This is a genomic window from Phycicoccus sp. M110.8 (assembly GCF_032464895.1).
In the GTDB taxonomy this organism is placed as follows: domain Bacteria; phylum Actinomycetota; class Actinomycetes; order Actinomycetales; family Dermatophilaceae; genus Pedococcus.
In genome coordinates this window covers 92,480-111,736 of the sequence record NZ_JAWDIC010000003.1, presented here as the reverse complement: position 1 = coordinate 111,736, position 19,257 = coordinate 92,480, and the positions used below count along the sequence as shown (strand labels likewise).

Genomic DNA, 19,257 nt, shown 5'->3' with positions numbered 1-19,257 from the left:
GGTGCTGGCATGCCGCTGGAGTACCCCATCCACGAGCGCACCCTCGACAACGGGCTGCGCGTCGTCGTCTCGCCCGACAGCAGCGTGCCCATGGTGACCGTCAACCTGTGGGTCGACGTCGGGTCGCGCCACGAGGTGCCCGGCCGCACCGGGCTGGCGCACCTGTTCGAGCACCTCATGTTCCAGGGCTCGCGCAACGTCGCCAGCGGCGAGCACTTCGCCCGGCTCATGGCCGAGGGCGGCCGGCTCAACGCCACCACGTGGTTCGACCGCACCAACTACTTCGAGACGGTGCCGAAGGGCGCCTACGAGCTGGCCCTGTGGATGGAGGCCGACCGGCACGGCCACCTGCTGGACGCCGTGACCCAGGAGAACCTCGACAACCAGCGTGACGTGGTCAAGGAGGAGAAGCGCCAGCGGTACGACAACGTCCCCTACGGCAACGCCCTCATCGAGGTGTATGCCGCGACGTTCCCTGCCGGCCACCCGTACCACCACCCGACGATCGGGTCCATGGAGGACCTCGACGCCGCCAGCCTGCAGGACGTGCACGCCTTCTTCCGTCACTACTACGGGCCCAACAACACCGTGCTCACCCTGGTCGGCGACCTGACGCCGGAGGAGGGGTTCGCCGCGGCCGAGCGCTACTTCGGCCCGCTCCCGGCGTCCGCCTCCCCGCCCCGGGACAACCTCCCGCAGCTCCGGCCGCTCGACGCCCCGGTCCGCGTCGACCGCCCCGGCGCCGTCCCGAACGACCGGCTGCACGTCGCCTTCCGGCTGCCGGTCGACAACACCCACGAGTTCTTCGCGGCCGCGCTGGCCGTCGACACGCTCGGTGGCCTGACGACCTCGCGGCTGGTGCAGCGCCTGGTCCGGCGCGAGCAGGCCGCCAACTCGGTCCAGGCCCACACCATGGGGTTCGTCGACGGTGCGTCGCTGGGCTTCCTGGTCGTCGACGTCGCCGAGGGCCACGACCCGGAGGAGATCGAGGCCGCCGTGGTCGAGGAGCTCGAGCGCTTCGCCGCGCAGGGGCCCACCGACGTCGAGCTCGAGTCCGCCCTGGCCCAGTCCGAGCGCTCGTGGCTGTCGGCCCTCGCCGGGCAGGAGGAGCGGGCCGACCTGATCAGCCAGCACGTCCTGCTCCACGGCGACCCGCAGTTCGTGAACACCTTCCTCGACCGACTCGCCACCGTGACCGCCGACGAGGTGCGGGCCGCCGCGGACGCCTGGCTGCGCCCGGAGCACCGGGCCGTGGTCCGACACCTCGTCCAGGCCCAGGAGGACGCCGCGTGAGCACCCCCCGCACCACCGACCACGACGCCGGCATCGAGCACGGGACCGCGGCGAGCGGCGTGGCCGGCACCACGGACCGTCCGCCGGTCCTGCCGCCCGAGCCGTGGCAGTTCCCGGTCCCCACCCGGGCCACCCTGGACAACGGCGTCGAGCTCGTGCTCTACGACATCCCCGGCCAGTACGTCGTCTCGGTCCGCACCGCCGTCCCGTTCCCCCTGTCGGCGGAGCCTGCCGAGGTGGAGGGCGTGGCCACGATCATGGCGCGGATGCTCGATGAGGGGACGGCCGAGCACAGCGCCGAGGAGTTCGCCGAGCTCCTCGAGCGCAAGGGAATCGCAATAGGCGCGGGCGTCACCGACGCCGGCCTGTCGGTCGACCTCGACGTGCCCAAGGGGCGTCTCGCCGAGGCGCTCGACCTGCTGCGCCGACTGCTCGCCGACCCGGTGTTCCCCCAGCCCGAGCTCGACCGGCACCTGAAGACCCGGCTGGCCGAGATCGAGCAGGAGCGGGCCCTCGGGCCGCAGCGGGCGGCGCGACAGTTCGTGGCCACCATCTTCGACCCCGGCGACCGGGCCTCCCGCCCGACCGGCGGCTCCCCGGCCACCGTCCGCGCCATCACGCGGGAGGCCGTCGCCGAGTTCCACCGCGGCCAGGTGGGCCCACGCGGTGCCACCGTCGTCGTCGCGGGGGACCTCGCCGACCTCGACGTGCCCGCGCTCGCGGCCGCCGGCCTGGGCAGCTGGTCCAACCCGCACCAGCGCGAGCTGCCTGCACCGGCGGCGCCGGCGTTCGCGGGCGACCGTGCGCGCCTCGTCCTCGTGGACCGCCCCGGTGCGGTGCAGTCCGAGCTGCTCGTGGGGTGCCCCGGACCCGACCGGCGCGCGGACGGCGGCTGGGCGGCATACCCCGTCCTCGGGTTCGTCGTCGGTGGCTCGCCCAACGCGCGGGTCGACGCGGTCCTGCGCGAGGAGAAGGGCTACACCTACGGCATCCGCTCGGCCTTCCGGCCGCGGCGGCGCGGCGGCCTCTTCCTCACGTCGGGGTCGGTCCGCGCGGACGCTACGGTCGAGTCGGTCCAGCTGCTGCTCGACATCCTCGGGCGGGTCGGCGACGGCCTGGCCGAGGAGGAGGTGCGCGCCGGGGTGGACTTCATCAGCAAGACGGCACCCGGCCGCTTCGCCACGGCCGACGCGGTGGCCGACGAGGCGGCAGCGCTGTCCCTCGAGGGCCTGACCACACAGTTCACCACCGACAACCTCGAGCAGATGCGGTCGCTGGACCCCCGTGCCCTGCTCGCGGCCTGGCGGCGCTGGGTGACGGGGGAGTGGACCGTGGTCGTCGTCGGCGACGCGGAGCGCTGCGCCGAGGGGCTGCGCGGGCTGGGGCTCGGCGAGGTGGCGGTGGTCCCCGCCTGAGGGGAGGAGACCGAACGGGGGCCGTCAGGCCCGGGCGTCGGTGCCGATGCGCCGGAGGACCTCGTCGTGCAGCAGCCCGTTGGTCGCCACGGCGTTGCCGCCCCACGGGCCGTCCTTGCCGGCGAGGGAGGTGAAGCGGCCGCCCGCCTCGGTGACGATGGGCACGAGCGCGGCCATGTCGTGGACGGCGAGCTCGGGCTCGGCGGCGATGTCGGCCGCGCCCTCGGCGACGAGCATGTACGACCAGAAGTCGCCGTACGCGCGGGTCCGCCAGCAGGTGTCGGTGAGGTCGAGCAGCTCGTCGTACCGGTCGACGGCGCGCCACCCCTTGAGGCTGGAGTAGGACAGTGAGGCGTCCTCGAGCCGGGAGACACGGGAGACCGAGATGCGCTTGGCCGCCGCGAGGCTGCGCCCGGACCACGCCCCCGAGCCGTTGGCGGCCCACCAGCGCCGGCCCAGGGCGGGAGCCGCGACGAGCCCGAGGACGGGCATCTCGTTGTCGACCAGGGAGATGAGGGTGGCCCACACGGGCACCCCGCGCACGAAGTTGTGGGTGCCGTCGATCGGGTCGACGACCCAGCGGCGGGGGCCGTGGCCCGTGGTCTCGAACTCCTCGCCCTCCACGGCGTCGCGGGGGCGGGTGCGCTTGAGCTGGGCCCGGATGAGCTCCTCGGCGTCGCGGTCGGCGTCGCTCACCAGGGTGAGGTCCGGCTTGGACTCCACCACGAGGTCCTCGGCGCGGAACCGAGCCATCGTGATGCGCTCCACGGCGTCTGCCAGGACGTGGGCGAGCCGCAGGTCGTCGTCGTAGGCCACGCCGTCACGCTAGACCAGGGCGCCTCCCGCCCCGGGGACCAGCCACGACACGCCGGTCCCGGAATGTGCCGGAATGCCCTGCGACGGGCCGGATCGGCACCCCGCCGCAAGATCTGCTCTCAACTCGGCTGCAGGACGATCACGTTTTTGTCTCGGGTTGTGCCAGACCGTCGCCTTTACCGTCTCCTTGCTCTTTCATGGGTGCCACACGACGACGCACTGTGCGTTGGAGGGCTGCGCGCCGACCGGTGCGTCGCCCGGACCACCCCGTCCACACCGGTCGGGAATCCCTATGTAGGAGGACATCCATGCGAGGAACTGCTCGCACGGTGGCTGTTGTTGCCGGTGTCTCCGCTGTCACGCTGCTCGCTGCAGCGTGTGGTGGGGGCAGCAGCAAGGACAACACCAGCTCGACCGCCGGCGGCAAGACCGGTGGCACCGTCACGGTCCGCGGGTGCAACCCCCAGAACCCGCTGATCCCGAGCAACACCACCGAGACCTGCGGTGGCAACGTGCTCGACGCGATCACCGCGAAGCTCGTTCACTACAACGCGGAGACCGGTGCTCCCGAGAACGACATCGCCGACAAGATCGACACCTCGGACAACCAGAACTTCACGGTGACCATCAAGAAGGGTTACAAGTTCCAGGACGGCACCGAGGTCAAGGCGAAGAACTTCGTCGACGCCTGGAACTACGCCGCCTACGGTCCGAACGCACAGTCCTCCGGCTACTTCATGGAGCCCATCGAGGGCTTCGACGCGCTGCAGTGCGCCGACGCCGACTGCAAGACCAAGCCCAAGGCCGACAAGATGACCGGCCTTGCCGTGAAGGACGACTACACCTTCACCATCAAGACCACCGAGAAGGTCTCGAACATGCCGGTGCGCCTGGGCTACTCCGCCTTCGCGCCGCTCCCGGACTCGTTCTTCAAGGACCCGAAGGCCTACGGCGAGAAGCCGATCGGCGCGGGCCCCTTCAAGCTCGACGCCTGGACCAAGAACACCGAGATCAAGCTCAGCAAGTTCGCTGACTACTCGGGCAAGTTCGGTGGCAAGCTCGACGGCATCACGTTCAAGATCTACCAGGACAGCGACGCTGCCTACAACGACGTGATCGCCAACCAGCTCGACGTGACCGACGAGGTCCCGTCCTCGGCGATGATCGACGACAAGTACAAGACGGACCTCCCGGACCGCAACGCCCAGAAGGCCGTCGGCGTCATCCAGACCATCACCTTCGCGCCGGCCAAGGTCGACCCGAACTACGCCGACCCGAAGATCCGCCAGGCGATCTCGATGGCGATCGACCGCCCGACGATCATCAAGCAGATCTTCAACAACACCCGTCAGCCGGCCACCGGCTGGGTGTCCCCGGTCGTCGACGGCTACAAGGCCGGCCAGTGCGGTGAGTACTGCACCTTCGACGCTGCCAAGGCGAAGGCCAAGCTCGACGAGGCCGGTGGCTTCAAGGGCGGCAAGATGACCATCGCCTACAACGCCGACGCCTCGCACAAGGCGTGGGTCGAGGCCACCTGCAACTCGATCAAGGGCGCTCTCGGTGTCGACTGTGTCGCCACCCCGGTCGTGGACTTCGCGACCTTCCGCGCGCAGATCGCGGCCAAGAAGATGAAGGGCATGTTCCGCACGGGTTGGCAGATGGACTACCCGTCCATCGAGAACTTCCTCGCCCCCATCTACAAGACCGGCGCGTCCTCGAACGACGGTGACTACAGCAACCCCGAGTTCGACAAGCTCCTCAACGAGGCTGCTGCCCAGACCGACGCGGCTGCGGCGAACGCCAAGTACCAGGAGGCGGAGAAGCTCCTCGCCAACGACATGCCGGCCATCCCGATGTGGTACTCCACCGCCACCTTCGGCTGGTCCGACAAGGTCACCGGTGTGAAGATCACCGCCTTCGGCACCATCGACTTCGCCAGCCTCTCGCTGAAGTAAGTCACCCCGGATGGCGCATCCACGAGGTGCGCCGACCGAACAGCGACCGTCGGCCTGCCGGCCCCGTGCCGGCAGGCCGACGGCCTGTCCGGGGAGGGCCCCGGGACAACCCCGGGGCCTGCCCCATGTACCGTCCATACGACTATGTTGTGTCGAGGAGCGGTTGGGTCCGCGGACCCACCCGGCTCGACCGGCCACGCCACCGGGACCACCCCCCTCCCGCGGCGTCAGATGTGAGGAGGTGACGTGTACAAGTACATCCTTCGGCGATTGCTCCAGATGATCCCGGTGCTGCTTGGAGCCACGTTCATCATTTTTGCCATGGTTTCGTTCCTGCCGGGTGACCCCACGGCGGGCATGTGTGGCGAGCGCCCCTGCTCGCCGACCTTCGTCGCCAAGTTCCGTGCAGAGCACAACCTCGACGACCCCTTCATGGTGCGCTACGGCAAGTACCTCGGGCAGGCCGTCCAGGGCGACCTCGGCACCACGTTCCGTGGCGTCCAGGTGTCCGCGGAGCTCGAGCAGCGCTACCCGACGACCGCGAAGCTCGCCGGCATGGCGATCATCTTCGAGGCGGTGATCGGCATCATCGCGGGCGTGCTGGCCGGCATACGCAAGGGCAGGTTCATAGACAACCTCGTCCTGGTGAGCACCCTCTTCGTGATCTCCGTGCCGATCTTCGTCATCGGCGCGACGCTCCAGTACTACCTGGGTGTGAAGTGGCAGCTGTTCCCGGTGACGTACTCGGCCGACAGGGAGCTCTACTCGCTCGTGCTCCCCGCCTTCGTGCTGGGCAGCGCGTCGATCGCCTACGTCGCGCGCCTCACCCGCACCAACCTCGTGGAGAACCTGCGGGCCGACTACCTGCGGACCGCGATCGCCAAGGGCCTGACCCGTCAGCGCTCCATCGGCGTGCACGCCCTGCGCAACTCTCTGATCCCCGTCGTGACGTTCGTCGGCGCCGACTTCGGCTCCCTGCTCGGTGGCGCGATCGTGACCGAGCGCATCTTCAACATCCAGGGAGTCGGCGGGTACCTCTTCACTGGCATCCACAACCGCGACGGTGTCTCGGTCGTGGGCACGGTGACGATCCTGGTGCTCGTCTTCCTGCTCGTTAACCTCGTCGTGGACCTGCTCTACGGCGTGCTCGACCCGAGGATCAGCCATGACTGAGGCTTCGACCATTGCCGTCTCGGCCGAGACCGGCGCTGCTGGCGGGGACGTCAGCGACGCGCCCCGCTCACTGACCTCCGACGCCTGGCGGTCGCTGAAGAAGAACCCGATCTTCTGGGTCTCGGTCGTGCTGATCGCGCTGTTCCTGCTCATGGCCGCGTGGCCGTCGCTGTTCACCAACGTCGACCCGTCGGCCGCGGTCCTCAAGGACGCCCGCGTCCCCCCGAACGCCAACGCGTGGTTCGGGCGCGACATCCAGGGCTACGACATCTACTCGCGCACGATCTACGGCGCCCGCGCCTCGATCCTCGTCGGTGTGTTCACCACGGTCGCGACCGTCATCATCGGTGGCGCCCTCGGCATGCTGTCCGGCTTCTACGGCGGCTGGCTCGACGCGGTCGTCTCGCGCATCACGGACATGTTCTTCGCGATCCCGCTGCTGCTCGGCGGCATCCTGTTCATGTCGGTCAAGCCGAACGACGCCAACACCCCGTACTTCGTGGTGGTCGGCAAGGTCGTCCTCGTGCTGGCGATCTTCGGCTGGCCGAGCCTGGCCCGCCTGATGCGCTCCAGCGTGCTGCAGGTCAAGCCGAACGACTACGTCCAGGCGGCCCGTGCCCTCGGCGCGAGCCCGTGGCGGATCATGAAGTCGCACGTCCTGCCGAACGCCGTCGCGCCGATGATCGTCGTGGCCACCATCAACCTCGGTGTGTTCATCTCGGTCGAGGCGACGCTGAGCTTCCTCGGCATCGGCCTGACCCCGCCCGCCATCTCCTGGGGTGTGGCGATCTCGGACGCGCTGCTGGCCTTCCGGACCACGCCGCACATCCTGTTCTTCCCCAGCCTGTTCCTGTCCCTGGCGGTGCTGGCCTTCATCATGCTCGGCGACGCGGTGCGCGATGCCTTCGACCCGAAGTCGCGCTGAGCGGGAAAGACGAACACCACATGACGACCACTGACACCAAGCCCCACCGGTCTCACAAGACCGACGGGCCCGTGTACACCCCGCAGGACGGCCTGCTGCTCGAGGTGGAAGACCTCTACGTCGAGTTCCACACCCCCGACGGCGTGGCCAAGGCCATCAACGGCGTGAACTTCGACCTGCACGAGGGCGAGACGCTCGCGATCCTCGGCGAGTCGGGGTCGGGCAAGTCCGTGACCGCCCAGGCGATCATGGGCATCCTCGACATGCCGCCGGCGAAGATCCCGCAGGGGCAGATCCGGTACTGCGGGCAGGACCTGCTCACCATGCCGGAGGACCAGCGGCGCCGGACCCGCGGCCCGGAGATCTCGATGGTCTTCCAGGACGCGCTGTCCTCGCTCAACCCGGTGTTCCCGGTGGGCTGGCAGATCGCGGAGATGTTCCGCAAGCACCGCGGCATGAACAAGTCCGACTCCCTGGAGCGGGCCGTCAAGCTCATGCAGCGCGTGCAGATCCCGGCAGCCAAGGAGCGGGTCAAGGCGTACCCGCACCAGTTCTCCGGCGGCATGCGCCAGCGCATCATGATCGCGATGGCGATCGCGCTCGACCCGGCGGTGCTCATCGCCGACGAGCCGACCACCGCCCTGGACGTCACCGTCCAGGCGCAGATCATGGCGCTGCTGCAGGAGCTGCAGGAGGAGCGCCAGATGGGGCTCATCCTCATCACGCACGACCTCGGCGTCGTCGCCGACGTCGCCGACAAGATCGCGGTCATGTATGCCGGCCGCATCGTCGAGCGTGCGGACGTGTACGACCTGTACCGGCAGCCGGCCCACCCGTACACCAAGGGCCTGCTGGAGTCGATCCCGCGCCTGGACCAGAAGGGCCAGCAGCTGGCCGCCATCGGTGGCCTGCCGCCGAACCTCATGCGGATCCCGCCGGGCTGCGCGTTCAACCCGCGCTGCCGCTACGCCCAGGACGTCTGCCGTGAGGACCGTCCCCAGCTGCTGACCGTGGCACCCGGTCGCGAGAGCGCCTGCCACTTCGCCGAGGAGGTCCTCCATGGCTGAGCCCATCCTGACCGCGACCGACCTGGTCAAGCACTACCCGATCAAGGGTGGCGTGCTGCGCCGCACCGTCGGCCACGTCAAGGCCGTCGACGGCGTCAGCTTCGAGCTGCTCAAGGGCGAGACCCTCGGCATCGTGGGCGAGTCCGGCTGTGGCAAGTCCACCCTCGGCCGGCTGCTCATGCGGCTCGAGGAGCCGACGTCCGGCACGGTGATGTTCGACGGCGTCGACATGTACGCCCAGAAGGGCCGCGCCATGCGGCGCCTGCGTCGCGACATCCAGATCGTGTTCCAGGACCCGTACACCTCGCTCAACCCGCGCAAGACGGTCGGCGACATCATCGGTGAGCCGTTCGAGATCCACCCGGACGCCGTGCCGAAGAAGGGCCGTCGCAAGGCGGTGCAGGACCTGCTCGACATGGTCGGCCTCAACCCCGAGCACATCAACCGGTACCCGCACCAGTTCTCCGGTGGCCAGCGCCAGCGCATCGGCATCGCTCGCGGCATCGCGCTCAACCCGAAGGTCCTCATCTGCGACGAGCCCGTCTCGGCGCTGGACGTGTCGGTGCAGGCGCAGGTCGTCAACCTGATGGAGAAGCTGCAGGACGAGCTCGGCCTGTCCTACATCTTCATCGCGCACGACCTGTCCGTCGTCCGGCACATCTCCGACCGTGTCGGGGTGATGTACCTGGGCAAGATGGCCGAGCTCGGTGACGAGGACGACATCTACGCGCGTCCGACCCACCCGTACACCCAGGCGCTGCTGTCGGCGGTGCCGGTGCCGGACCCGACGCTGCGCGACAAGAAGGAGCAGATCGTCCTCAAGGGCGACGTCCCGTCGCCGGCGAACCCGCCGAGCGGCTGCCGGTTCCACACCCGGTGCTTCAAGGCGCAGGAGAAGTGCTCGGCCGAGGAGCCGCTGCTCGAGCTGCGCCCGGACGGCGTGGGCGAGCACCTGTCGGCCTGCCACTTCGCGGCACCGCGGGAGATCATCGAGACCATCGACGTCTCGGACCAGCAGCCGGTCTTCCGGGCCGAGGTCCGCGACCAGGCGTCGTTCGACGAGCCGTACGAGCGCGTGGGCGACGGGTCCCAGGACTCCTGACCGAGGCCGACTCCCCGCCGCGCACACCAGCGCACACCGACCGCGCCGTCCCCGTCCGGGGGCGGCGCGGTCGCGTTCAGTGCGTGCGGTCGGGCAGCCTGCGGTTGAGCGAGAAGAGCCGGCCGAGCACGGGCATGAGCACGATGTTCACCCCGTGCAGGATGCCGATGATGAGCAGGATGCCGCCGATGCGGGACAGCTCGAACGTCACCTGCTCCGCCGTGACGTGGCCGGTGATGTCGTTCTTCCAGTCGGCCTGTGGCGACACGTGGAGGCTGAACAGGATGAAGGCGGCGAAGATCAGGTAGTAGACGATGTCGGTCAGCACGATGTAGCTCTTGCCCGTCAGCGGGTTGTCGTGGAAGACGTCGGCTGCGTACGCCCTCCCGAACCTCTTGATGAACGGGCCCAGCCACAGCGCGATGCCGAGCAGGACGAGGTTCGTCGCCACCTCCAGGACCCACCAGGGCATCTCCAGTCCTCTCTCTCCGCGGGGTGTCAGGGTCAGGACGAGGGTCGTCGCGAGCACCAGGCCGACGACCCAGCAGGCGCCGAGCAGGTGTGCCCGGCGCCGCCGGTGACGGTCGTGCTCGATGCCGTCGACGACCCGCTCGAAGAGGTCCGGCGCCGGGGCGCGGCTGTTCCCGACCTCGGTGAGGGCGTCGTGCAGGCGGTCCTCCAGCGCGCTCATCGCTTCTCCTCCAAGGTGGTGGCGAGTGCCCGCAGGCCGCGCTGCAGGTGCGTCTTGACCGAGTTCGGAGACACCCCCAGGGTGCGGGCGATCTCCTCCACCGGCAGCTCGAGGTAGTAGCGCAGGGCCACGCAGTCGCGCTGTCGCCGGGGCAGGGCCCGTACGGCGTCGACGACCTCCTGCCGCGCGTGCGCGGCGGCCACCGTCTCCTCGGCGGACGGCTCGTCGGGCTGCGCCGGGGGGCGGTGCCGCAGGGAGACCAGGCCGCGGCGGTTGTGGTCGCGGGCGAGGTTGATGACGATCGAGCGCAGGTATGCCGCGGCGCGGTCCCGGTCGCGGATGCGTGAGGAGCTGCGCGACAGGCGGATGAAGGCCTCCTGCACGAGGTCCTCCGCCGCGGTGCGGTCGTCGACGAAGAACCGTGCGAGCGAGACGAGGCGGGGCGCCTCGGCGCGGAACAGCACGACGACGAGGTCGTCGGCGGCCACCCCCGGGGCCGCCGCGACCCCGCCCTCCTGCAGTGCTCCCACCGCCTCCATCACCTCGACAGACGTTCCTCCACCGGTCGCGGGTGACACGGATTGTCGCGGAGTTCTGCCTATTTCGGCAGGTCACCCGGCGGAGGAGCGCGGCGCGTCGGTGAGGTGTCAGCAGCAATGGGAACGACACCCGGAGGAACCATGGACCACACGATGACCGCGCCCGACCGGGCCACAGGGGCTCCGGCGACACCGGCGCCGACGGGGTTCCCTGGCCCGGGCACCCTGAGGGGCGCGGCGACCGGCCTCGCCCTGGGGGTGGCGTGGGGGGTCGCCGCCCGGGTGTTCATGCGCCTGGTCGCCGACGCGCCCGAGTTCAGCTGGGCCGGCACGCTCGGCATCCTGGCCATCGCCGGGTGGTTCGGGGCGTGGACGGGGGCGGCGGCGGGCGCGGTGCGCGCGGGAAGGCGGGGGTGGTGGCGCCTGCTCGCGCTGCCCGCGCTCATCCTCTTCGCCGGACAAGGGGCGCCGTTCCTGCCGGGCGCCCTGCTGGGCGCGCTCGCGCTGTCGCGCCGCCACGGTGGGCGCGATGGCGGCCGCGGGTGGGTCGCGGTCCCGGCGGCGGTCATCGCCAACCTCGTGACGCCGTTCCTGCTCTGGCGCGCCGACCGGCTCGACGAGGTGACGATGCTCTCCGCGCCGCTGCGCGCCCAGGTCGCGACGCTGGTGCTGATGCCGGTGCTGGGGCTCGCGCTCGCCTGGTGGAGCCAGGACCTGTTCGCCCCGCGCAGTGCCCGTCGGCGGTGGGCTCAGTCGGCCTCGCCGGACCTCGCCCGCAGCAGCCGGCGCAGCGAGTCCAACCTCGCGGCGCCCGCGGGACCGGCCTGACCTGACGCGACCCACGCGTCGAGCGCGCACTCCTCCTCGTCGTGGGTGCAGCCGCGGGGGCAGCCGGCAGTGCCGGGCTCGAGGTCGGGGAAGTGCTCGATGATCCGGCCGAGGTCGACGTGCGCCAGGCCGAAGGAGCGGATGCCGGGGGTGTCGATGACCCAGCCGTCGCCACCGGGCAACCGCAGCGCGACCGCGGAGGTCGAGGTGTGCCGGCCGCGTCCGGTGACGTCGTTGACGACGCCGGTCGCGCGGCCGGCGTCGGGCACCAGCGCGTTGACCAGCGTGGACTTGCCGACGCCGGAGTGGCCGACGAGCACGCTGACCCGCCCCTCGAGCCGCTCGTGCAGCGCCTCGAGGCCGTCGAAGCCGCTCTCCCCGGTCGAGGTGACGACGTGCGCGACGTCGAGCGGGGCGTACTGCTGCAGGAAGTCCGCGGGGTCGGCGAGGTCGGCCTTGGTCAGGACGAGCAGCGGATCGAGGTGCGCGTCGTAGGCGGCGACGAGGCAGCGGTCGATCAACCGGGGCCGGGGCTCGGGGTTGGCCAGGGCGGACACGACGACCAGCTGGTCGGCGTTCGCGACGATCACGCGCTCGACGGGGTCGGTGTCGTCGGCAGTGCGCCGCAGCACCGACTCGCGTGGGGTGACCCGCACGATCCGCGCCAGCGCGTCCGGGCCACCGCCGGTGTCGCCGACGAGGTCGACGTTGTCGCCGACGACGATGCCCTTGCGGCCCAGCTCCCGTGCCTTCATCGCGGTCACGACCCGTTCGGGCATCCGCTTGCCGCCGACGCCGCGCCCCATCAGGACGGTGTACCGGCCCCGGTCGACGGCGGTCACGAAACCCGGGAGGGCGTCCTCGTGGGCGGGGCGGTCCTTGGAGCGCGGGCGCGACCCGCGCCGGTTCGGCCGGATCCTGACGTCGCTCTCGTCGTAGTCGGAGGTGCGACGGCTCATGCTCTGACCGCACCCCGGCTGGAGCCGACCAGGCCCTCCCACAGCGACGTGAACTCCGGCAGGGTCTTGCCGACCGTGCCGACGTCCTCGACGGTGACACCGGGGACACGCAGCCCGAGCACGGCGCCGGCCATGACCATGCGGTGGTCGGCATACGTGTGGAAGAGGCCGCCGGAGAGCGGCGCCGGTGAGATGCGCAGGCCGTCCTCGGTCTCGCTGACGTTGCCGCCGAGCGCCTGCAGCTCGCGGGCGAGGGCGGCCAGCCGGTCGGTCTCGTGGCCGCGGATGTGACCGACCCCGCGGATCTGCGACGGCGAGTCGGCGAGGGCGGCCAGCGCGGCGACGACCGGGGTGAGCTCGGACGCGTCGTGCAGGTCGAGGTCGACGCCCGAGACCTCGCCGGTGCCGGCGACGGTCAGGCCTTCGCGGGTGAGCGACACGTCGGCGCCCATGGCGTCGAGGATGTCGCGGATGGCGTCCCCGGCCTGGGTCGTGTGCTGCGGCCAGCCGGGCACCGTGACCCGGCCGCCGCACACCAGGGCGGCGGCGAGGAAGGGCGCGGCGTTGGACAGGTCGGGCTCGACCTGGACGTCGAGGCCGGCGAGCTCGGACGGCTCGACCCGCCAGGTGTTCGGCTCGCTGTCGTCGACGATCGCGCCCGCGTCGCGCAGGGTCTCGACCGTCATCTCGATGTGCGGCTCGGACGGCACCGGCTCCCCGGCGTGGTGGACGGTGACCCCGTCGTCGTAGCGGGCGCCCGCCAGCAGCAGCGCCGAGATGAACTGCGAGGACGCGGAGGCGTCCAGCGTGACCGGGCCGCCCGGCATACGCCCCGTCCCGAGCACGGTGAACGGGAGGGTGCCGCGGCCCCCGTCGTCGATGGTCGCGCCGAGGGCGCGCAGCGCGTGCAGGACCGGCCCCATCGGGCGCACGCGCGCCTGGGCGTCGCCGTCGAAGGCGACCGGCCCGTCGGCGAGGGCGGCAACCGGGGGCACGAAGCGCATGACCGTGCCCGCGAGCCCGCAGTCGACGGTGCTCCCGCCGCGGACCGCCGCCGGCGTCACGTGCCAGTCCAGCGAGCCGGAGGCGTCGGGCAGGTCCTCGACCGTGGCACCCAGCGACCGCAGCGCCTGCGCCATGAGCAGGGTGTCGCGGGAGCGCAGCGGCGCCCGCAGGAGCGAGGGCGTGCCCGCGAGCGCCGCGAGCACGAGGTAGCGGTTGGTGAGCGACTTGCTGCCCGGGAGGACGGCGGTGCCGGTGACGTCTCCGGGCGGAGTGGGGGCGGCCCAGTCGAGGCGGGCCGCCGGCGCAGGGTCAGGTGAGGGCATCGTGCGCCTGGCTCGCGGCGAGCTTGGCCTCGCGACGGGCGGCGTGGGCGGCGTGCTTCGCCTCACGCTTGGCGCGCTTCGCCGAGCGGCGGGCCGAGTCGCTCGCGAGACCGGCGCGGTAGGCGAGGCCGGGGCGGCCCTCGGTGTCGACGGCTGCGAGGAGCAGGCCGCCGATGAGCCCGACGTTCTTGAGGAACTGGATGCGCTGGGTGCGCCGGGTGGTCTGGTCCTTCTCGGCCCAGAACGGGTGGCCGACGTAGGTGGTCGGGGCCAGCGAGCCGGCGAGCGCCAGTGCCGCGACGCGCGGCAGGCGGCCGGTGGCGAGCAGCGCGCCGCCGCCGACCATGGTGGCGCCGTTCGCGCGGACGAGGAGCTCGGGGTCGTCGGGCAGCCCCAGCGGGGCCACCTTCTGCGCGAAGGGGGCGACCTTCTCGCGCAGCGCCGCGGGGTGGCGCAGCTGCTCGAGGCCCTGCGCGACGAAGATCGCGGCGAGCATGGGTCGGGCCACGCGGCGGACGAGCGTCATGATCACTCCTGTGGTGCCGGTCGGGGAACGGGAACGTCGTCTCCCTTCCTACCGTATGGGCCCGTCACCGGCCCTGCGTACCCTGTCCAGCATGTGCGGGAGATACGCGGCGACGGCGAACCCGGACGAGCTCGTCGAGGAGTTCGAGGTCGAGGAGGACCGCTCGCTCGAGCCGGTCCGCAGCGTCCTGAAGAACCCGCAGAACCCACCGGCCGGCACCCCCGACTGGAACATGGCGCCGAGCAAGCAGGCCCCGGTCGTCCTGACCCGGGTGCCGCGCGAGCAGAAGGAGGAGGGGTATGCCGGGGAGCCGGCGCCCGTGCGCCAGCTCCGCCTGCTCACGTGGGGGCTCGTGCCGAGCTGGGCCAAGGACCCCAAGATCGGCATGCGGATGATCAACGCCCGGGCCGACACGGTCCTGGAGAAGCCGTCGTTCGCGCGGGCGGCCGCGGCGAGGCGGTGCCTGGTGCCGGCGCAGGGCTGGTACGAGTGGCAGAAGTCGCCGGTGGCCACCGACGCCAAGGGCAAGCCGCGCAAGCAGCCGTTCTTCACCCGCCGCGCCGACGGCGACGTCGTCGCGTTCGCGGGGCTGTACGAGTTCTGGCGCGACAAGGACGTCGCCGACAAGGACGACCCCGACGCGTGGCTGACGACGTTCACCATCCTCACGACCGACGCCGAGCCCGGGCTCGACCGCATCCACGACCGGCAGCCCCTGGTGCTCGAGCGCGAGGACTGGGCCACCTGGCTGGACCCGACGATGACCGACCTCGCGGAGGTCGGTCGGCTCCTGGCGTTCGAGCGGCCGGGTCGGTTCGAGGCGTACCCGGTCGGCTCGGCCGTCTCGTCCAACCGCAGCAACGGCCCCTCGCTCATCGAGCCCGCGGGCCTCGACGAGCTCGACGGCGTCGTCGACCCGATGACCGGCGAGATCATCGGCACCGGCGGCCGCGGAGCCCCGGGCGACGGCGGTCGGAACCCCGCATGACGGGCCGCACGACCCGCACCGAGGTCGACACCCCGATGGGTCCCGCGCGGATCCACCTGACCCGCCCCGCCGAGGTCCGTGGGGTGCTGGTCCTGACGCACGGCGCGGGCGGCAGCCTGCGGGCGCCCGAGTTCGCGCCGCTGCGGGAGACGCTCGTGCCCGACGGCTGGGCCGTGGCGCTCGTCGAGCAGGCGTGGGTCCTGGCCGGCCGGAAGATGCCGCCGCAGGCGCCGACCCAGGACCCGGCGTGGCTGCCGGTCGTGCAGTGGCTGCGCTCCGGTCGTCGCCGGCTGGGTGGCGCCCTCGTCGTCGGCGGCAAGAGCAACGGCGCGCGGGTCGCCTGCCGCACGGCCCACCTGTCGGGGGCCGACGGCGTGCTCTGCCTGTCCTTCCCGCTCCACCCGCCGGGGCGGCCGGAGGTGTCGCGGGCGGAGGAGCTGCGCACCCCGCTGGCCCACGGCATACCGCTGCACGTCGTCCAGGGGGGCACCGACCCGTTCGGGACGCCGGCGGAGGTGCGCGCCGAGCTGCCGGACCCCGGTCTGGTCAGCGAGGCGACCGGCGGGCACGCGTTCCCGAGGAACCCGGCCGACGTCGTCGCCGACGTGCGGTCCTGGCTCGCCCGCGGCTGGGGGAGCTAACCGCGGCCGGTGCCCCCGGGGTTCCGCGTTCCGGTCCCGCCACCGCCGAAACCACCGCCACCGCCGAGCCCGCCGCCCCCGAAGCCGCCGCCCCCGCCGAGCCGGCCGAGTCCGGTCAGGGTGTTGGTGGGCAGCGGCACCGACGGGTCGGCCAGCAGCACCCGCTGCCCGGCCCGCAGGCCGGTCAGCACCTGGGTCGTCGTCGGCCCCGAGGTGCCGAGGGTCACGCGGGTCGGGGTCTGGACGGCGCCCGCGACCACGGTGACGGTGGCGGACGCCGTGCCGGTCATCGTCAGCGCCGAGTTGGGCACGACGAGCACGTGCCGCGCCGAGGCGGTCGTCACCGCGACCGTGGCGACCGACCCGCTGTCGAGGTCGGGCGCGGGGGCCGGGACGCTGACCACGACGGCGTACGTCACGGCGGCGCTCGCGCCCCCGCTGGTGCTGGGCAGCAGGCCGATGGCGCCGACGCGTCCGGGGTATGCCGTGCCCGACGCCGCGGTCACGGTCGCGGGCTGCCCGACGCGGACGGCCGGGATGCGTGTCACCGGCACGTTCACGGTCACCGTGGCGCCGCCGTCGCCGAGGATGGTGACGCTGCGCGAGGTGCTCGAGGCGCCGACCGTGTAGCCGACCGCGCCGACGACGCCGGCCCGTGGGGCCGTGAGGGTGGCTGCGTCCCGGGCCTGCTGGGCCTGCGTGAGGGCGACCTGGGCCGAGGCGATCGCTGCCTGGTCCGAGGCCTCCCGGCTCGCCAGGGAGGCGGCCGAGGTGGTCGCCCCCGAGGCGCCCGTCGCCCCGGACGTGGCCGGTCGTGCGGAGCCGGCCGCACTGCTCGACGCGCCGGAGGAACGGGTGGTCGCGCTGCCAGCGGTGGGGGAGGAGCCCGAGCCGGCGCGGGACGAGCCGGCCTGCGAGGAGCCGGAGCTGCCGGCGGAACCACCCGATCCCGTGCCCCCACCCGCAGCGCTCGCGGCGGAGGCTGCGCCCTGGAGCGCCTTCTCCCAGGCGGCGATGCCCTGGTCGACGGTCGCCTGTGCCTGGGCGACGGCGTCCTGCGCCGTCGCGACCGCCTGCTCGCCGGTGTGGGCGGCGGCCAGGGTGCCGGCACACGCCGCCAGCTGCTCGGCGGTCGGTGAGCCCCCGCCGGCTGTGCTGGTGGGCGAGGACGTCGCCGTGGGGCTGGCGGACGTGGTCGCGGTGGTCGTGGAGGTGCCGCGCGGCGTCCCGGTGGGGGACGTCGTGGGAGCTGCCGTGGGGGAGGTCGTGGGCTTCGGCGTGGGGGCGGGCGTGCCGCCGGGACCGGTCGCGGCCCCGGTGGCGGCGAGCACCGGGGCGCACGTCGCCGTCGCGCTGGCCAGCGCCGCCGTGGATGCCGCGAGCGCCCGGGACGCGTCGCCCTGCGCCCGACGGGCCGCCGCCTGGTCGCGGGTGACGACGGCCTGCGCTGCGGCTGTCGCGGGGCTCGAGGGCAGGCCGGACCCGGCGGAGGCACCCGGTGTCCCGGACCCCGACCGGGCGCCGGCGCCCGTCCCGCTCCGGGTCGACCCGGCCCCGGACGACCCGGCCCCGGACGACCCGGCCCCGGAGGGGCTGGTGCCGGCGGGAGCAGCCGAGCCGCCCGAACCGGCGGTGCCCGTCGAGCGGGAGGACCCGCCGCCGGACAGCGCGGCGCCCGAGCCCGACGACCCCGAGCCGGCGGAGCTGCCGCCCGAGCCCGACGACCCCGAGCCGGCCGAGCTGCCGCCCGAGCCGCCCGTCGCCGCCGTGGCGGAGCCGGCGCCGGACTCGTCGGAGGAGAGCTGGGCCTGGGCCCTGGCGAGCTGCGCGCGCCCCTGCAGCACAGCCGCGTCGAGGTCGGTGGGGTCGAGGCGCGCCAGCACCTGGCCGGCCGAGACGCGCTGGCCGACCGTCACCGCGACCGACGACACCGTCCCCCGCGTGGAGAAGGCGGCCGTCGACTGCGTGGCCCGTGCGACGGAGCCCGACAGCACGAGCTGCTGCTGCACGTCGCCCGTTCCGGCGACGGCGGTGCGCAGGCCGGGACCGATCGCCGATGCCCTCGTGACGGCGAAGGCGGTGCCGCCTCCGACCACGACGAGCACCAGGGCGGCGGCAGACGTCCGTCGCGCGATCCGCGTCGTGCGGATGTCAGCCACGTCCAACTCCGGAGCCCGGGCGTCCGAAGCCGGTGCACTGGCCACCGACCGCCGGGCGCACCGTGATGGCGGTGGCCGCGATCGCGCCGGTGGAGTCGGCGCGGCCGCGCGCGGTCACGCAGGTCCCCACCTTCGCGGCGGCCGCCGTGGCCGGCACGGTGGTCGTGTACGTCGTGGCCGCGGTCGTCGTGACCGTCACCGTCCGGGGCGCGGTGCCGGGGGTCGCCGTCGTCGTGTCGGTGCCCCCACGCTGCGGGACGGTCGCGGTCACCACGAAGCTCCCGGCGCCCACCGAGGCGACCGACCCGAAGACGCCGCCGAAGGCGCCACCGAAGCCGCGACCGGGAACGCCCGTCCGCGTGCCGCTCGGACGCGGGCCGCCCTGGCCGGGCCCTGCGCCGCGGCCACCGAACGCTGCCGCGACCGAGCACGTGCCCTTGACCGGTGTGGAGACCATGACCGACGCGGCCACGAGCTGGGTCGCCGGGGCGGAGGCTCCCGGCTGCTGGCCGCTGCGGACCTGGACGCACGCACCCACCCTGACGGCGGCCGCCGTCGTCGGCACGACGCGGGTGAACGTCGTCCCCGCGGCCCAGGTGACAGCCGTCTGGCTCGAGGCGCCCTGCACCTGCAGGGTCCGTCCCTGGACGGCCGCGACCAGCCCGCTGGCCCCGGGGAACTGTCCCTGACCGCCGCCGGCGCCGCCGGTCGGCCGCGCCGCCGACGTGGTGGCGGAGGCCGACGAGCCTGCTCCGGCAGCGCTGCCGCAGGCCGCCAGCAGGAGCGTCGCGCAGGCGAGGGCAGTGGCACGCAGGGTGGTGCGGGATGCGGTGGAGGTCATGTCCGGCTCCT

The 19,257-nt window shown here is 72.7% G+C and carries 18 protein-coding genes; 10 read left to right on the top strand and 8 right to left on the bottom strand.

Annotated features, from left to right (window positions below):
* Positions 1-9 precede the first annotated feature (9 nt).
* Positions 10-1,293 carry a pitrilysin family protein gene (locus RKE38_RS13785; protein ID WP_316008060.1) on the top strand — a complete coding sequence of 428 codons (1,284 nt, stop codon included), beginning with the start codon at positions 10-12 and terminating at the stop codon, positions 1,291-1,293.
* Positions 1,290-2,708, top strand: a complete 1,419-nt coding sequence (locus RKE38_RS13780; RefSeq protein WP_316008059.1) for a pitrilysin family protein — start codon at positions 1,290-1,292, stop codon at positions 2,706-2,708. The genes RKE38_RS13785 and RKE38_RS13780 overlap by 4 nt, the downstream gene beginning before the upstream one ends.
* Before the next feature lie 24 nt (positions 2,709-2,732).
* Here RKE38_RS13780 and hisN read toward each other — a convergent pair whose 3' ends face one another.
* Positions 2,733-3,524, bottom strand: coding sequence for a histidinol-phosphatase (gene hisN / locus RKE38_RS13775; RefSeq protein ID WP_316008058.1), 792 nt, complete (start codon positions 3,522-3,524; stop codon positions 2,733-2,735).
* Between the two features lie 308 nt (positions 3,525-3,832).
* Here hisN and RKE38_RS13770 point away from each other — a divergent pair, with 308 nt between their 5' ends.
* The 5 genes from RKE38_RS13770 to RKE38_RS13750 all read left to right on the top strand — a co-directional run bounded on the left by RKE38_RS13770 (position 3,833) and on the right by RKE38_RS13750 (position 9,746).
* Positions 3,833-5,479 (top strand): ABC transporter substrate-binding protein, encoded by a 1,647-nt coding sequence (locus RKE38_RS13770; protein ID WP_316008057.1) that lies wholly within the window; start codon positions 3,833-3,835, stop codon positions 5,477-5,479.
* A gap of 246 nt (positions 5,480-5,725) precedes the next feature.
* Entirely contained in the window at positions 5,726-6,652 is a 927-nt protein-coding gene (locus tag RKE38_RS13765) for an ABC transporter permease (protein WP_316008056.1), read from the top strand.
* Complete coding sequence (locus tag RKE38_RS13760; RefSeq protein ID WP_316008055.1) at positions 6,645-7,577, top strand: ABC transporter permease; 933 nt, start codon at positions 6,645-6,647, stop codon at positions 7,575-7,577. Before RKE38_RS13765 ends, RKE38_RS13760 begins: the two co-directional genes overlap by 8 nt.
* Positions 7,578-7,597: 20 nt before the next feature.
* Positions 7,598-8,644, top strand: a complete 1,047-nt coding sequence (locus tag RKE38_RS13755; RefSeq protein WP_316008054.1) for an ABC transporter ATP-binding protein — start codon at positions 7,598-7,600, stop codon at positions 8,642-8,644.
* On the top strand, positions 8,637-9,746 hold the full coding sequence (locus RKE38_RS13750; protein ID WP_316008053.1) for a dipeptide ABC transporter ATP-binding protein: 1,110 nt from the start codon (positions 8,637-8,639) through the stop codon (positions 9,744-9,746). Before RKE38_RS13755 ends, RKE38_RS13750 begins: the two co-directional genes overlap by 8 nt.
* 76 nt (positions 9,747-9,822) lie before the next feature.
* Here RKE38_RS13750 and RKE38_RS13745 read toward each other — a convergent pair whose 3' ends face one another.
* Positions 9,823-10,437, bottom strand: a complete 615-nt coding sequence (locus tag RKE38_RS13745; RefSeq protein WP_316008052.1) for a hypothetical protein — start codon at positions 10,435-10,437, stop codon at positions 9,823-9,825.
* Positions 10,434-10,967 carry a sigma-70 family RNA polymerase sigma factor gene (locus RKE38_RS13740; RefSeq protein ID WP_316008051.1) on the bottom strand — a complete coding sequence of 178 codons (534 nt, stop codon included), beginning with the start codon at positions 10,965-10,967 and terminating at the stop codon, positions 10,434-10,436. The genes RKE38_RS13745 and RKE38_RS13740 overlap by 4 nt, the downstream gene beginning before the upstream one ends.
* 150 nt (positions 10,968-11,117) lie before the next feature.
* Here RKE38_RS13740 and RKE38_RS13735 point away from each other — a divergent pair, with 150 nt between their 5' ends.
* Complete coding sequence (locus RKE38_RS13735) at positions 11,118-11,804, top strand: hypothetical protein (protein WP_316008050.1); 687 nt, start codon at positions 11,118-11,120, stop codon at positions 11,802-11,804.
* Here RKE38_RS13735 and rsgA read toward each other — a convergent pair.
* The 3 genes from rsgA to RKE38_RS13720 are packed head-to-tail and all read right to left on the bottom strand — an operon-like array spanning position 11,726 to position 14,617.
* The gene (gene rsgA / locus RKE38_RS13730) at positions 11,726-12,763 is read right to left on the bottom strand and encodes a ribosome small subunit-dependent GTPase A (RefSeq protein WP_316008049.1); all 1,038 of its coding nucleotides are present in this window, start codon (positions 12,761-12,763) and stop codon (positions 11,726-11,728) included. The two genes, RKE38_RS13735 and rsgA, sit on opposite strands and share 79 nt — an antisense overlap.
* Positions 12,760-14,091, bottom strand: coding sequence for a 3-phosphoshikimate 1-carboxyvinyltransferase (gene aroA / locus RKE38_RS13725; protein ID WP_316008048.1), 1,332 nt, complete (start codon positions 14,089-14,091; stop codon positions 12,760-12,762). The genes rsgA and aroA overlap by 4 nt, the downstream gene beginning before the upstream one ends.
* Positions 14,078-14,617, bottom strand: a complete 540-nt coding sequence (locus RKE38_RS13720) for a DoxX family protein (RefSeq protein ID WP_316008047.1) — start codon at positions 14,615-14,617, stop codon at positions 14,078-14,080. Before RKE38_RS13720 ends, aroA begins: the two co-directional genes overlap by 14 nt.
* 91 nt (positions 14,618-14,708) lie before the next feature.
* Here RKE38_RS13720 and RKE38_RS13715 point away from each other — a divergent pair, with 91 nt between their 5' ends.
* Both RKE38_RS13715 and RKE38_RS13710 read left to right on the top strand, forming a co-directional pair.
* Entirely contained in the window at positions 14,709-15,605 is an 897-nt protein-coding gene (locus tag RKE38_RS13715; protein ID WP_316008046.1) for an SOS response-associated peptidase, read from the top strand.
* A complete protein-coding gene (locus RKE38_RS13710) occupies positions 15,602-16,246 on the top strand; it encodes an alpha/beta family hydrolase (RefSeq protein ID WP_316008045.1) in 645 nt (214 codons plus the stop codon). The genes RKE38_RS13715 and RKE38_RS13710 overlap by 4 nt, the downstream gene beginning before the upstream one ends.
* Here the strand turns inward: RKE38_RS13710 and RKE38_RS13705 are convergent.
* Positions 16,243-18,405: a biotin/lipoyl-binding protein gene (locus RKE38_RS13705; RefSeq protein ID WP_316008044.1), complete on the bottom strand. Its 2,163-nt coding sequence runs from the start codon at positions 18,403-18,405 to the stop codon at positions 16,243-16,245. The genes RKE38_RS13710 and RKE38_RS13705 overlap by 4 nt on opposite strands.
* Positions 18,398-19,246, bottom strand: a complete 849-nt coding sequence (locus tag RKE38_RS13700; protein WP_316008043.1) for a hypothetical protein — start codon at positions 19,244-19,246, stop codon at positions 18,398-18,400. Before RKE38_RS13700 ends, RKE38_RS13705 begins: the two co-directional genes overlap by 8 nt.
* Between the last annotated feature and the right edge of the window lie 11 nt (positions 19,247-19,257).

What these genes read in the sequence shown, in the direction of transcription:
- RKE38_RS13785 (WP_316008060.1), top strand. Translation starts at nt 10, where the DNA reads ATGCCGCTGGAGTACCCCATCCACGAGCGCACCCTCGACAACGGGCTG.
- RKE38_RS13770 (WP_316008057.1), top strand. Translation starts at nt 3,833, where the DNA reads ATGCGAGGAACTGCTCGCACGGTGGCTGTTGTTGCCGGTGTCTCCGCT.
- RKE38_RS13760 (WP_316008055.1), top strand. Translation starts at nt 6,645, where the DNA reads ATGACTGAGGCTTCGACCATTGCCGTCTCGGCCGAGACCGGCGCTGCT.
- RKE38_RS13755 (WP_316008054.1), top strand. Translation starts at nt 7,598, where the DNA reads ATGACGACCACTGACACCAAGCCCCACCGGTCTCACAAGACCGACGGG.
- RKE38_RS13750 (WP_316008053.1), top strand. Translation starts at nt 8,637, where the DNA reads ATGGCTGAGCCCATCCTGACCGCGACCGACCTGGTCAAGCACTACCCG.
- RKE38_RS13745 (WP_316008052.1), bottom strand. Translation starts at nt 10,437, where the DNA reads ATGAGCGCGCTGGAGGACCGCCTGCACGACGCCCTCACCGAGGTCGGG.
- RKE38_RS13735 (WP_316008050.1), top strand. Translation starts at nt 11,118, where the DNA reads ATGGACCACACGATGACCGCGCCCGACCGGGCCACAGGGGCTCCGGCG.
- rsgA (WP_316008049.1), bottom strand. Translation starts at nt 12,763, where the DNA reads ATGAGCCGTCGCACCTCCGACTACGACGAGAGCGACGTCAGGATCCGG.
- aroA (WP_316008048.1), bottom strand. Translation starts at nt 14,091, where the DNA reads ATGCCCTCACCTGACCCTGCGCCGGCGGCCCGCCTCGACTGGGCCGCC.
- RKE38_RS13720 (WP_316008047.1), bottom strand. Translation starts at nt 14,617, where the DNA reads ATGACGCTCGTCCGCCGCGTGGCCCGACCCATGCTCGCCGCGATCTTC.
- RKE38_RS13715 (WP_316008046.1), top strand. Translation starts at nt 14,709, where the DNA reads ATGTGCGGGAGATACGCGGCGACGGCGAACCCGGACGAGCTCGTCGAG.
- RKE38_RS13710 (WP_316008045.1), top strand. Translation starts at nt 15,602, where the DNA reads ATGACGGGCCGCACGACCCGCACCGAGGTCGACACCCCGATGGGTCCC.
- RKE38_RS13700 (WP_316008043.1), bottom strand. Translation starts at nt 19,246, where the DNA reads ATGACCTCCACCGCATCCCGCACCACCCTGCGTGCCACTGCCCTCGCC.